Origin of the sequence: Bacillus sp. J14TS2 (genome assembly GCF_018333015.1) — a bacterium.
Classification (GTDB): domain Bacteria; phylum Bacillota; class Bacilli; order Bacillales; family Bacillaceae_C; genus Lederbergia.
In genome coordinates this window covers 335,904-348,886 of the sequence record NZ_BORE01000001.1, presented here as the reverse complement: position 1 = coordinate 348,886, position 12,983 = coordinate 335,904, and the positions used below count along the sequence as shown (strand labels likewise).

The 12,983-nt window shown below is 40.0% G+C and carries 15 protein-coding genes; 7 read left to right on the top strand and 8 right to left on the bottom strand.

Annotation, left to right across the window (positions count from 1 at the left end; genetic code table 11):
* Positions 1 to 2 precede the first annotated feature (2 nt).
* Entirely contained in the window at positions 3 to 1,244 is a 1,242-nt protein-coding gene (locus KI375_RS01445) for a hypothetical protein (protein ID WP_212971764.1), read from the top strand.
* Between the two features lie 294 nt (positions 1,245 to 1,538).
* Here KI375_RS01445 and bshB2 read toward each other — a convergent pair whose 3' ends face one another.
* The 3 genes from bshB2 to KI375_RS01430 all read right to left on the bottom strand — a co-directional run bounded on the left by bshB2 (position 1,539) and on the right by KI375_RS01430 (position 4,101).
* Complete coding sequence (gene bshB2 / locus KI375_RS01440; RefSeq protein WP_212971763.1) at positions 1,539 to 2,222, bottom strand: bacillithiol biosynthesis deacetylase BshB2; 684 nt, start codon at positions 2,220 to 2,222, stop codon at positions 1,539 to 1,541.
* An 18-nt stretch (positions 2,223 to 2,240) separates the two neighbouring features.
* On the bottom strand, positions 2,241 to 2,591 hold the full coding sequence (locus KI375_RS01435; protein WP_207446489.1) for a YojF family protein: 351 nt from the start codon (positions 2,589 to 2,591) through the stop codon (positions 2,241 to 2,243).
* A gap of 76 nt (positions 2,592 to 2,667) precedes the next feature.
* Positions 2,668 to 4,101, bottom strand: coding sequence for a carbon starvation CstA family protein (locus tag KI375_RS01430; RefSeq protein WP_212971762.1), 1,434 nt, complete (start codon positions 4,099 to 4,101; stop codon positions 2,668 to 2,670).
* Between the two features lie 78 nt (positions 4,102 to 4,179).
* Between KI375_RS01430 and KI375_RS01425 the strand changes: the two genes are divergently transcribed.
* Complete coding sequence (locus KI375_RS01425) at positions 4,180 to 4,809, top strand: hypothetical protein (RefSeq protein WP_212971761.1); 630 nt, start codon at positions 4,180 to 4,182, stop codon at positions 4,807 to 4,809.
* A gap of 108 nt (positions 4,810 to 4,917) precedes the next feature.
* Here the strand turns inward: KI375_RS01425 and pdxK are convergent, their stop codons facing one another.
* Together pdxK and KI375_RS27880 are read right to left on the bottom strand one after the other, a co-directional pair.
* Positions 4,918 to 5,739 carry a pyridoxine/pyridoxal/pyridoxamine kinase gene (pdxK, locus tag KI375_RS01420; RefSeq protein WP_212971760.1) on the bottom strand — a complete coding sequence of 274 codons (822 nt, stop codon included), beginning with the start codon at positions 5,737 to 5,739 and terminating at the stop codon, positions 4,918 to 4,920.
* A 139-nt stretch (positions 5,740 to 5,878) separates the two neighbouring features.
* Complete coding sequence (locus KI375_RS27880; protein WP_212971759.1) at positions 5,879 to 6,031, bottom strand: helix-turn-helix domain-containing protein; 153 nt, start codon at positions 6,029 to 6,031, stop codon at positions 5,879 to 5,881.
* Between the two features lie 197 nt (positions 6,032 to 6,228).
* On the opposite strand from KI375_RS27880, the gene KI375_RS01410 reads away from it, so the two are divergent.
* Complete coding sequence (locus KI375_RS01410; RefSeq protein ID WP_244852161.1) at positions 6,229 to 7,011, top strand: YhfC family intramembrane metalloprotease; 783 nt, start codon at positions 6,229 to 6,231, stop codon at positions 7,009 to 7,011.
* Positions 7,012 to 7,114: 103 nt separating this feature from the next.
* On the opposite strand, the gene KI375_RS01405 is transcribed toward KI375_RS01410, so the two are convergent.
* Positions 7,115 to 7,438, bottom strand: coding sequence for a YflT domain-containing protein (locus tag KI375_RS01405; RefSeq protein WP_212971758.1), 324 nt, complete (start codon positions 7,436 to 7,438; stop codon positions 7,115 to 7,117).
* A 178-nt stretch (positions 7,439 to 7,616) separates the two neighbouring features.
* Here KI375_RS01405 and KI375_RS01400 point away from each other — a divergent pair, with 178 nt between their 5' ends.
* Both KI375_RS01400 and KI375_RS01395 read left to right on the top strand, forming a co-directional pair.
* On the top strand, positions 7,617 to 7,907 hold the full coding sequence (locus KI375_RS01400) for a YwdI family protein (protein ID WP_212971757.1): 291 nt from the start codon (positions 7,617 to 7,619) through the stop codon (positions 7,905 to 7,907).
* Positions 7,908 to 8,213: 306 nt separating this feature from the next.
* Positions 8,214 to 8,585 (top strand): DUF423 domain-containing protein, encoded by a 372-nt coding sequence (locus KI375_RS01395; RefSeq protein WP_207446458.1) that lies wholly within the window; start codon positions 8,214 to 8,216, stop codon positions 8,583 to 8,585.
* A 93-nt stretch (positions 8,586 to 8,678) separates the two neighbouring features.
* Here the strand turns inward: KI375_RS01395 and gerQ are convergent, their stop codons facing one another.
* Positions 8,679 to 9,149 (bottom strand): spore coat protein GerQ, encoded by a 471-nt coding sequence (gerQ, locus tag KI375_RS01390; protein WP_374706774.1) that lies wholly within the window; start codon positions 9,147 to 9,149, stop codon positions 8,679 to 8,681.
* Positions 9,150 to 9,660: 511 nt separating this feature from the next.
* Complete coding sequence (hemQ, locus tag KI375_RS01385) at positions 9,661 to 10,410, bottom strand: hydrogen peroxide-dependent heme synthase (protein WP_212971756.1); 750 nt, start codon at positions 10,408 to 10,410, stop codon at positions 9,661 to 9,663.
* Between the two features lie 275 nt (positions 10,411 to 10,685).
* Between hemQ and pta the strand changes: the two genes are divergently transcribed.
* Both pta and lipL read left to right on the top strand, forming a co-directional pair.
* Positions 10,686 to 11,678 (top strand): phosphate acetyltransferase, encoded by a 993-nt coding sequence (gene pta / locus KI375_RS01380; RefSeq protein ID WP_212971755.1) that lies wholly within the window; start codon positions 10,686 to 10,688, stop codon positions 11,676 to 11,678.
* Positions 11,679 to 12,003: 325 nt separating this feature from the next.
* On the top strand, positions 12,004 to 12,837 hold the full coding sequence (gene lipL / locus KI375_RS01375; protein ID WP_212971754.1) for an octanoyl-[GcvH]:protein N-octanoyltransferase: 834 nt from the start codon (positions 12,004 to 12,006) through the stop codon (positions 12,835 to 12,837).
* The last annotated feature ends 146 nt before the right edge of the window (positions 12,838 to 12,983 follow it).

Sequence of the window (12,983 nt, the reverse complement as noted above, 5' to 3'; positions counted from 1 at the left end):
GAATGAGTCATATCGTTAGAAAGTGGACAGAGAGAATAAGTAATGCCTGGGCATTACAAGATTTTCAATTAAAAAGTGCAACCATTCGAAGAGAGGTTTCACCTATTCAAACAACAGAATACCGACTTGAAATAGAATGGTTTCCTCCAGGAACAGCGATGATCGATGATCTGAATCCACCGGGAACCGTGTATGCTGAGGTGAATTTGACTCTGGATTTACTTACAAGCTTTATTGTTGTACAAAATGAGGATCTTCGAAAAAAACCTTTACCTCTATCTAGCACTAAACAAAGAGATGTTGTAGCTTGGATACAGGAAAATACAGGTCTACAACAAAAGGTGGATTATGAATTAGAACGAGAAGAACAAGGGGAAAATGGCTCTGAGTATTTCTTTACTTCAAGATTAGCTGGAAGGAAAATTTCTCCGGGAGGTTATTTGGAAGTTAAGATAAACAGTGAAGGCGTGATTGTTTTCTTTACATTGACTGGATTCTTTTCGAAGTTTTACCCGAAAATCCAGGTCGAGGCAGCAAGTGAAGAGGAACCAAGAAATATTGAAGAATGGAAAAATCAACAGGTCATTCTGTTTGGCACTTTAAAGGAAAGTGGTTATCAGCTCCTTTATGGAGTGGAGGAAGCCTTTCTGGATGATGTGGAAGAAAGATTCATACTTGAATGGTCGAATGAAAAATCGATACAAAAAATACCTAGATCAGAACATAAGCCTGGTAAACTTTGGGAGGATTTTAGAAAGTCACATATTATTTCGGAGGAGGAGATGGATAGTTCTGTTCCACATCCCGATGCCATTCCGATTTCACAAGGCGAGAGAGAAGCTTGTTTCCAGGTTATAACCGATTACATGAGGATGCACCGACCAAATGAAAGTGGGAAGTGGGTGATAGAAAGGCTTGAACGTCAGCATGGAATGATAGAAGCAAGCGTCAGTCCTATATCGACTCTTGATCGGATCATGGACAAATTCAAATTCGTTTACGACTCAAAGGATAAAAGTATAATCGAGATATTGAATAAACGTGAATTGTTTGAGGATCTGGTAGATTCCTCTATACCGAAGCCGCAGGTGACAAAAGAGGAGGCAACAGCTATCCTCAACCAAGATATCTTTTTTGAACCCTATTATTTATATGACCGAAAACAAAAGAGGCTAAAGTCAACTTGGATGATTGATTGTCACATGTTTGTGGATGCGCAAACTGGCAAAAAGATATGGGAATAGCATGACTTTACTATAGATAAAAGCTTGATTACTGCATAGACCGAAACGGGCTTTAACCTATAAAGTGGCAGGGACAAAAGTGTTTTCACCAAAGAAAAACGAACTAGTAGGGTGCATATACTCGCTCTCCAGAAATATATTTCGCTTTCCACGGGCGAGTGGCAAGCTCCCTCAGGCTTTGCCTGTCAGGGACTTGCCGAACTCTCACTTCCCGCAGGAGTCTACGTATATTTCTTCCGCTAAGATAATACTTCGTCTTTGGGGTTTAACACTTTAGTTATGTCCCAGCCTATTTTATAAAACCTTGTCCTGATCCCAAGAATATGTCCAAAAGCGTTCGGTTAGAAAGTGCTCTGGCAATCCTGTTTTTTCCTGAGCCATTTGCTTTTCTAGATCTGCCAACATCCATACCGTTTGTGAGAGATGAGCTTTTAGTGCCCCAAATTTCCGTTCAGACACGGCACTAATATCGTGTTTGATATCAGGTCCGCCGATTTCAGCTTCATGGTTTTTCGCAAAGGCAACACAGTGAAGCTTTGGCCGACTTTCTTTAGGTAGTCTACGCACTGCGCGAACGACTGCACGACCAGTTGCTTCATGATCCGGATGAACCGAATATCCAGGGTAGAAGGAGATTACTAAAGAAGGATTTAATTCCTCAATTAGATTAAAGACAAGATTAGACAACTCTTCATCTGGGATAAATTCTAATGTTTTATCACGATAGCCCATCATTCGTAAGTCGGTGACACCCATTGCGTCTGCAGAAGCCTGTAGTTCTTTTTTACGGATTTCAGGAAGAGATTCCCTTGTGGCAAAAGGAGGATTCCCTAAATTTCTCCCCATTTCCCCGAGAGTAAGGCAGGCATAAGTAACAGGTGTACCATTTTGTATATGACTGGCCATCGTTCCGGAGACACCAAAGGCTTCATCATCTGGATGCGGGAATACAACTAAAACGTGACGTTCTTTTTCCATATGGAGCAACCCTTTCTATCAAGATTTAAATGGTGTTTTACTAATTTCTAAAGCAACAGCTAGCTTCCCATCATATCCATGGCCTGCAAGCAGTAATCTTCCTTCATTATCTAACTCGAAATGGGTAAGACCTTCTGCATAAATCCAGCCAATCGCTAGCTTTAGACCGATCCGATAGGGACCATCTCCGACAATTTTGCCATATTCGTAACAAACCTCAGCATTGCGAATATACGCTCCAGCTGAAAAAAATGTTTCGTCATTATGTGAGGCATAGGCACCGTTGGTTGTTTCTAAATGTATGTAAACTTGTTCTGTCGCAAAAGTATTGATTAATTGTTGGACTTCATCGATACGAATCTTCTCCACAATATAACCTCCTTTCTAAATCATTATTTTACTACTTGGAAAGAAAAATTACGAAAAATAAGTGTTGGCACTTATTCTACCTAGAAAGCTTCTCCTCAATTGGCCAATTATTTTCTCGCGCTTTTTTCGCAATATGAAAGAATAAAATGAGTACAATCAGGGTTCCGATCAGACTACCAATCCAAGAGGTTGTCACCGGTAAATGGAAACCAATTTTTGCCTGCAAAATATAAGTGAAAACCATGATAAGCATAAACGTTCCAGGGATGAGTGAGATCCAGTAATTTTTTCGCGCAATATATAAATACATAGCACCAATAAATAAAGTGATCACAGCAGTCGATTGATTTGCCCAGCTAAAATATCTCCACAACAGATTGAAATCGACTTTGGTTAGCAGGAAGGCAATAATAAATAAAGGAAAGGCAACCCATAAGCGACTAGAGAATTTTCTTTGCGTTAAACCTAAATATTCGGCAATAATCATACGAGCGCTCCGAAAAGCTGTATCGCCAGATGTAATGGGAAGGACAACCACTCCAAGTACAGCGAGTGTCCCACCCATTGCGCCAAGTAGAGAGGTCGAAACTTTATTGACAACCGCTCCTGGTCCACCTGCTGCTAAAAGGGCATTCAATTCACCAGGATCAAATAAGCTCATCGCTGCGGCTGCCCAAATCATTGCAATTACTCCTTCGGCAATCATCATCCCATAAAATATTTTCCGGCCTTGGCTTTCTTTTTGTATAGTACGGGAAATAATCGGGGTTTGCGTAGCATGGAATCCTGATAAGGCTCCACATGTAACAGTAAAAAATAAAAGTGGAAAGATCGGTGTCTGTTTAGGGTGAAGGTTTGTCAAGGACAATTCTGGAATTGGAGCCCTAGTGATGATAAGTCCAACGCCCACACCAACTGCACTTAGGATTAACAGCGCACCGAAAAATGGATACAATCGTCCAATGATTTGATCGATCGGTAAAAGTGTAGCAAGAATATAATAACTAAAAATAATCAAAACAATGACTCCCAATGCAATCTTTCCATCCATTAAAACATGCAGTAGACTAGCAGGAGTGATAACAAAAACCGTACCTACCAATAAAAGCAGCAGGACAGCTAAAACATGAACAATATATTTCATTGTTTGTCCTAAAAATTTGCTTGCTAGTGCAGGCAAATGAGCGCCGCGATTGCGAATAGAAATCATCCCTATTAAATAATCGTGAACTGCCCCGGCAAAAATAGATCCAATCACAATCCAAACAAAGGCAACAGGTCCGTATAGAGCTCCCATAATCGGACCAAAAATGGGGCCTGTCCCCGCAATATTTAGTAATTGGATTAAAGCATTTTTAGATGAGTTCATTGGCATGTAGTCGACCCCATCATGATTGACAAATGCAGGGGTAGGGCGATTATGTTTGATGCCGAATATCTTTTCAACAATCTTTCCATATGTAAAGTACCCTAGAATTAAAAGAATGATTCCTCCTAAAAAGGTTTGCATTTTTACTTCCTCCATTGAATCTTTTGCTTCCAATGTTATTCTAGTAAAAGACGATTTAGAACAATAGGGGATGATTTGATGGGAATGAATAAAGCTGATCGTATAAGAGTGTACGATGGAATAGAGGAATTACAAACACAAGAGTTAACCAGAAGCCTAAGTATAGATGAAAGACAAGAATTAGACGATTTGTATGAAGAAGTATGGGAAAAAGATCGATTAGACTGCAAGCAAAGTTTACAGGAAAGTTATATCAATCTTTTTGCGTTCCGTAATGGAACTATGGTGGATGAACCTGTTAAATATGGCTTAATGGACCGGGTTTTGCAAAGGGAAAGACGGGAATTTTATCGAATAAGTGTTAGTGAGGAAGAAGATTTGCATGAAGATCGGTGGCAGTTTTCTTTTACATTAGAAGTACGTGAATTAATAGAGCAAGCCGGTCTTGAGAGAGAATGGCCACAAATGCTGCCAGTGAATGTTGGAAGCGATCTATGGGATGTGCTTAAAAAAGAGGAAGTGACTTGGTTGCAGCAACTGCCAAAACCATCTTGGTGTTACATGAAAATGGTTGAAACCGCGGAATTGGAAAGATTGGCTGCTGATCACAGTGAAGATATGCTAGATGCGATTAAATGGCTAAAAAAATTATGGGGAGAAGGGTATCAAATCTATGGGGACGCCATTGATTTGTTTTATTTTTCATAGTGCTTTTCTTAAAAAATTAGGGTCTGTCCACATCCCCAATGGGACACGGGAGTCCGCTCAAGCCCTAAAACGCCCAGAAAAGAAGAATCCCCTTTTCTGGGCAAGTTTTTATTTCTCTGTATTTTCTTCAAATGTAAAATAGGCACCATGCATGACAGGTCCAACATATTCATTTAGCTTCCACCCATGTTGGATAGCGGCTGTCACAAAGTTTTTGGCAGAAATGACAGAATCCTTGACTGATTTCCCTTTCGCTAGGTTCGCAGTAATCGCAGCAGCGAAAGTGCAACCAGCCCCATGATTATAGGTTGTTTCCAGTTTATCTAATTCAAGTAGGGTAAAGTCATGACCGTCATAGAAAAGGTCGATTGCTTTGTCATGTGCTAACGCCTTTCCACCTTTTACGACAACATTTTTTGCACCTAGCTCATGAATTTTCACAGCGGCTTCTTTCATCCCATCAATGGTTTTGACAGGATCTGTTTGTGCTAATTGTCCAGCTTCAAATAGGTTCGGCGTTACAATTAAAGCCCTTGGGACAAGAAGCTCACGCATTGCGTCCGTATTTTCCGGTTGTAAGACCTCATCCTCGCCTTTACATACCATTACAGGATCAATCACGACATTCTCTAATGCATGTTCATCCAATTTTCGAGCACCTAACTCAATAATTTCAACAGAACCGAGCATCCCTGTTTTCATAGCATCGATCCCAACTGATAGAATTGTGTTTAATTGCTTTTCTACTGTATCAACATCTATTGGAAAGACATCATGGCTCCAGCTATTGTTTGGATCCATTGTGACGATAGATGTTAAAGCATTCATACCGTACACGCCATATTCTTGGAATGTTTTTAAATCAGCCTGGATTCCAGCTCCACCACTTGAATCCGAGCCAGCAAGAGTTAAAACTTTTTTCATGACCATTTCTTTTTCCTCCTAGCTCATAAAGAATGTTTCTTTTTAGGATATACCAATTGATTTGAAAATAAAAGATATTTATTTTGTGGACCATTTAATTAGAAAGACACGAGTAACCCAGCTTCTATTGTTCAACATCAAGTGGCTATTGTCGATGCCTGTACTGTATGGGAGTACATTTGTTATATCTTCGGAATAGTCGTCCAAAGTAGTTGATATTGCAAAAGCCAACAGCATCAGATATATCAGTAATCGTTAGACTATGACCATCAAGCAGTTTCTTGTGAAATGGCTTCACCCAAAGACCTCACAGTGATACGATGGAAAGGGAGTTTACGACGTTTATGGACAGCCCAATTTTGTAATGGAAAATGATAAACTTTGGAAGGAAAAGAAAAAAATGATGAATTGGATGAAACCTTCATTCATTTAATACGTATTGAATAGGGATGAAAACAGAATGGACTCAAGTATCTAGAAAGGAGATGGTAGTCGTTGGTTTCTACTTCTATGTTTATTGCACTTATTGCCTCGATTTTATTTGCGATCGGCTTACCGGTTGTATTAGTTGTTTTCTTTAAAAAGAAATTTGGTATTTCGTTATATGTTCTCTTAATTGGATTGGCAACCTTTTTGGCCTTTGCATTAGTATTAGAGAATATTCCCCATGTGTATTTTCTAACACTCAATTCAACAACAAGTGAATGGCTGAAAAATCCTTGGATGTATATGCTGTATGGTGGCTTAATGGCGGGTCTTTTTGAGGAAACGGGCCGTTTAATAATGATGAAATATGTCCTGAAAAAGTATCGTGACTGGAAAGATGGTCTATCCTTCGGATTAGGACATGGTGGTTTTGAAGCAGCCGTGTTGGTGGGCATCTCAAGTATTAGCACTCTTGTTATGGCGATTATGATTAATAATGGCTCTTTTGATTCTCTTGCGTCGATGAATCCATCGTTGCAAATGGCGAAGGATCAGCTAACAGGAAGTTCAGTTCTTATATGGTTAGGTGGAATTGAAAGAGTTAGCGCGCTTGCGATTCAACTTGGATTATCGATCCTTGTTCTATATGGAGTGAAAAATAGGAAGATCATTTTCTATTTTCTCGCGATCCTTATTCATGCACTTATTGATTTTCCGGCAGCGCTCTATCAAACAGGAACAATCGAAAATATCTTTGTTGTTGAGATCATTTACGCCCTTATTGCTGTGATTGCAATTATTTGGGTTGTAAAATCGAGGGGGTTGTTTAAGGAGACTGTACTAAAAGTATAGCTAATATGTTCTTCAAAATTAAAGGCCCAAGAATGCTGTTAAATCAGCAATCTTGGGCTTTAATGCTTTTATTTTTGAGCATAATGATTACGGCCCTACTTGCCTAGTGTTGCTGAGCCACAATCACAACTTGTCCTCTATCTAGAATGCTTTCATACTTCTCGGCTTCCTGATGTGTCAGACCGACTGATTCGAATTTTGCTCGAAGCTCGTCTCCTTTTTTTCGAAAGATGTTTTTTACAGAATCCACAACACCTTCTTCTTGAAGGCCGACTGTCTCAACTTCAGTAGCATCCGCTAGATCTTCTGTTCGATCATCATCATGGGTAAATAAATAGATATCATCGTGAGAAAAACCTTGGGCTGTTAACTGAGTAATAATATTATTAGCTTCTACACCATTTTCACAAACTTCAATTCTATTCATTAACAATCATCCTCCTTAGAAATATGATCTGCACATTATGTATATTTCCGATTTTGAGTATTTCAAACATCTATTTGTTTTTCATTCTTATAGAAGGGGGTTTTTTCAAAACTTACGGATAAAATTTTTGCTTTTTCAATCGATAAACCCTAAGCTAGATGGATAAGAGGTGATTATAATGGGCGTTTCCTATGAAGTTTTATTAGCTAAAATGCAAGAGGAGATAAATAAGGCAAAACATGCGAGTGAGATGTCTACTAGAAAAGCTCATTTGTATACAGTGAAAACATTAGCGGAGCTTGGAATAGGGGGAGAGGAACTCAATCAGCATACGGAAAAAAAGGAGAAGGTTTCTGAATTCACGCCAATTTTTACACAGCAAACCCAACCAAAGCCAATATCCATTCCGCAATCAGATCCCATTAAAACAGAAGATGGAGCTAATGGGGATTCTATATTTGATTTTTAAAAGCGTGCCACCCTGGTGGCAGACGCAAATCGCGACGTCCTGTCGTAGTACCTCCTGTACAGCGCAACGCCGTTCTGACCAACTTCCCGTGGGCCTAATGGCTAATAGAACGATCCTAACGGCTAATAAAAGGGGTTATCTGCTAATAGAATGTAAATAATGGCTAATAGGATCCTACAACGGCTAATAGAAAGCTTTTAACGGCTAATAGAATATAATTGAAGCGTTTGTTCAGGTGGATTATTTTCCACATATAAAGATCTGTTAGATATGAAAATGAATTTTTAAAAAGGAAGGTTGGACATAATGAAAATTTTTATTATCTTAGGTGCTTTGAATGCCTTTTTGGCCGTTGCGTTAGGAGCTTTTGGCGCCCATGGTTTAGAGGGGAAGCTAGAGCCGAAATACTTAGAAGTTTGGAAAACAGGAGTTCAATATGAAATGTTTCATGCAATTGGCTTGCTCGCGATTGGGATCCTTGCTGGAAAATATCCGGCATCCTCCCTTTTGTCATGGTCTGGTTGGATGATGCTAATCGGAATTATTTTATTCTCAGGAAGTTTATATGTATTAAGTACATCGGGAATCAAGGTATTAGGGGCGATTACGCCTTTGGGGGGAATTGCCTTTCTCGTATCATGGGTTTTATTGGTTATTTTTGCGGTGAAACATCTATAGTTCTAAAAACATAAAAATGCACTGGGAAACAAGTTTGGTTTCTCAGTGCATTTTTATCCGAAGTGATTAGTGCTCCACCAAAGTCCTGCTGCCCTAACGCGGTGGTGCAGAGGCAAGGGGACCAGAACCAAAGGGATATTCATATTCGACGGGTTCATTAAATGTTACATAATCTACATAGACCATCGGAATTAAATACCTTTTTCCGGTTTCTGGATCACTTAGAATGACATGATCCCTTCCGGCAGCCTCAATAATACCTGTAAAAACTTTGGCGTTCCATTCCCGATTGTTTTCAAAGGTTGTGTAAACGTCGACGAGTTTCCCTTTGTTTAGCCTCAATATATTCTCAATATAGGACTCTTCAATCGGGAGCATTCCTGGAACATTGTTACCAGCTTTTGCACCTGCACCTACGTTTGGATTCGGCATTTGCATCTGCTGAGGTTGATAGAGATTTGGATTTTGTCCCTGTTGTGGACCATTCGGATTCGGCATTTGCTGCATGGGATACATAGGATAATAGCCGCCGGAATTCGCTTGGTAAGGATTCGAATTTGCCAAGAATCTCACTCCTTATAAATAGGTTCTCCATGAAATTTGTTGCTCTTTCATTTGTATGTATCACTAAGCAGGGATATGCCTGTTAATTAAATGCCTAGTATGCCCCAGATTTTGTCGAAGAACAAAAGCGCAAGCGCCTTGATGTAAGAAGAAAGGCTAAATTCGCGCCGTTCTGGCGCAACGCCTTCCTGACCAACATCCTGTTGGCCTCCGACAAGCAAATGTTCCTGAACCTAGGAAGGGGCCTTTTTCCCTTCATAGGTTCAGGGTTATTAAGCAGAACATCGGCTAAGTTCGCCACGTCCTGGCGCAACGCCGATGGACTCGCATCCTGCGAGCCTCTCGGGGCTAGGCGCTGGAGCTGGATGACAAAACTCAAAATTACAATTTATCCACAAGCCAAGAATTTTATAGTTTCCTTAACAAAAAAATCCCTATCCCTGAAGGTAGGGATAGGGATAGGGATAGGAGTACAGTGTGGTTACTGTACTTTTATTAGTTTAAAATATGTTTATACGTGCAAGAAGTGAGATAGGTCTTGGTCTTCCAGCAGGTTTCCGACAAAGAAGGCACCAAATTCTCCATAACGAGCACTTGCTTCATCAAAGCGCATTTCATAAACAATCTTTTTAAATTGGAGAGCATCATCAGAAAATAGGGTCACACCCCATTCAAAATCATCGAAACCAGCTGAGCCGCAAATAAGCTGCTTGATTTTCCCAGCATATTTCCGACCGATTAAACCATGACTCCTCATAAGTTCTCTTCTTTCCTCCATTGGAAGCATGTACCAGTTATCATTTCCCTCACGGCGTTTATCCATTGGATAGAAGCAAACATGCTGTGTTTTAGGCAATATCGGATAGAGTCGGCTACGGACATAAGGGTTTTGATAAGGATCTTCATCGGAATCGCCAGCTAGGTAGTTACTTAACTCCACAACGGAGAGATATGAATAAGTAGGTAGGGTAAATTCTGTGATTGTTAATTTATTAAACTCATTCTCAATCTCATTCAATTCTTCTAATGTGGGTCTTAATACCATAAACATAAAGTCAGCTTTGTGACCTAAAATCGTATAAAGCGCATGGCTTCCTTCTTTATGCTCCTGTACTTCATTTAATTTATCCAAAAATTGCTGGAATTCTTGGATAGCTGCTTGGCGTTCATCATTTGAAAGTAACTTCCATGAAGCCCAATCTATTTTTCTAAAGTCTTGAAGTGTATACCAACCATCTAATGTGACTACTGCTTCACTCATTTGATCCACTCCTATATGTAAAATATCTTAATTAATACTTATTCAAACTATATCATAGTTTTTCCAACTATTCAGTTTCCAATCAATAATGTAGAAAAAACGACAAGAATATACATATCATTATGTGTTACTGGGTAAAAAGGTATATGCTTAGGTGGAGACCAACAAGAAGTTAGTTGGTTACAAAGGCATTGCGGCATACTAATGCTAGCGAAGCGACAGGGTGTTGCGACTTTAACCTTTGATCCTTATTATGAAGATAGGAGGCTTTTATGATGGCTCAATCAAATCATGGTTTATTTGAAGAATTGAAAAGAAAAGTACAAGGATGGGATAGAAAAATTGTGTTCCCCGAGGCATTGGATCCACGGGTATTAGCTGCGGCGGGACGTCTTGCTTCAGAAGAAATTCTTACTCCTGTTTTAATAGGTGATATAAATGATATTCAAGATAAAGCAAAGGAACAAAGGATTTCCTTAGATCTAATGGAAATCTATGACCCGCAAAATTATATTGAAATGGATAAAATGGTCGCTGCATTCGTGGAGCGAAGAAAAGGAAAAGCCACAGAGGAAGATGCTAAAAAATTATTGCAAAATGAAAATTACTTTGGCACGATGCTGGTTTACATGGGGAAGGCAGACGGTTTGGTAAGTGGTGCAGCCCATTCTACAGCAGATACAGTTAGACCTGCTTTACAAATTATTAAAATGAAGCCAGGCCTAAGCAAAACGTCGGGTGTTTTTGTGATGGTAAAGGGTGAGGAAAAATACGTGTTTGCTGACTGTGCCATCAACATTTCCCCAAACTCACAAGACTTAGCAGAGATTGCAGTAGAGAGTGCAAAGACGGCTAAAATGTTTGATGTTGATCCGCGTGTTGCTTTACTCAGTTTTTCAACAAAAGGATCAGCTGTTTCTGATGAAACAAAAAAGGTAGAGGAAGCCTTGCAGTTAGCAAAAGAAATGGATCCAACACTTGCGATTGATGGGGAAATTCAATTTGATGCAGCTATTGTTCCTTCTGTAGCAAGTAAAAAGGCTCCTAATTCTCCTCTGCAAGGAGATGCGACTGTATTTGTTTTTCCAAGTCTAGAAGCTGGAAACATTGGCTATAAAATAGCTCAACGATTAGGTGGTTTTGAGGCAGTTGGACCAGTTTTGCAAGGATTGAATTCACCAGTTAATGACCTCTCTCGTGGATGTAGTGAAGAGGATGTTTATCATTTGGCTGTTGTGACAGCGATCCAATCAATGGAGAAAAACTAATAAAAGGTGTTCAAAAAGTCGGTAAAAATGACACCGCGAGCTAAAGTATCTTCGACTAAGTACCGACACTTCCTGTGTCGAATGTCGAAGTCACCACACATGTGTAAGCTCGTTGTGTTGTTTCTGCGCTGCTCGAAAAAGAAAAACACTTTTCCTTCGTGCGGTGCGGATTCGGGGAAGATTTCCTTATGCTCATGTATCAGGATAAGTTTTCTTGTACTAAAATCGTCCACGTCTTGTGCAATGTAGAGGTCAGCGTCCTTATCCGATTTGTTCCTTTTTATCTTCCTTTTTGAACACGTATTATATTAATAGGAGAAAAAGAATGTCAGAATTATTAAGACAAAAGGAATGGCGCTTGATCGATCAATCAGGATATAATCCTTATTTTCATGCCATTCAATCGTTCGCGATGGACGATACTTTATGTAGGTCAGTGGGGAGTGGGGAATCCCCACCTACCCTGCGTGCATGGGTGCATCCATCCACATTAGTGTTAGGAATCCAGGATACAAAACTTCCTAATTTGTTTGCAGGTCTTCGCTTTTTGCAAGAACAGAATTACACAGGGATTGTCCGTAATTCGGGTGGACTGGCAGTGGCATTAGATGAAAATGTGTTAAATCTATCTTTAATTTTTCCGGACACAGAGAAGGGCATCGATATAAATCGTGGCTATGATGCGATGTGGGAGCTTGTCCAATTAATGTTTGCTGATTTTGATTGTGAGATTGAAGCTCGAGAAATTGTTGGTTCTTATTGTCCGGGAAGCTATGACCTCAGCATTGGAGGAAAAAAGTTCGCAGGCATTTCCCAACGGCGAATTCGAAAAGCGGTTGCCGTGCAAATTTATCTTTGTGTAGCAGGCAGTGGAGCGAAACGGGCCACGCTCGTCAAAGAATTTTACGAGCATGCCCAGTACCAGGCTTCTACAAAGTTTGTGTTTCCAAACATTCAAGTAGATGTGATGGCTTCTTTAGCTGAATTATTGGGAGTGGAATTTTCCATCCAAGCCGTGATGCAACGTTTTCTTCAAGTGATGAATAACAAATGTGACAAGCTATTCACGGGTCAACTTCGGGGGATGGAATTAGATTGGTTCCAAGAATATTATGAGCGAATGGTCAAGCGAAATGAACAGCTGAACATCAAAAAATAGAGCCTTGACAGGGGGAAGTCATGGCTCTATTTTTGCGTCTATATGATAAAAACAATTATACGTAATCAGGCCCACAGGATGTGGGGCAGAACGGCGTTGCGCCAGGACGGCGCGTCTTTAGCTGTTCAACCTTACTATGAAAGTTT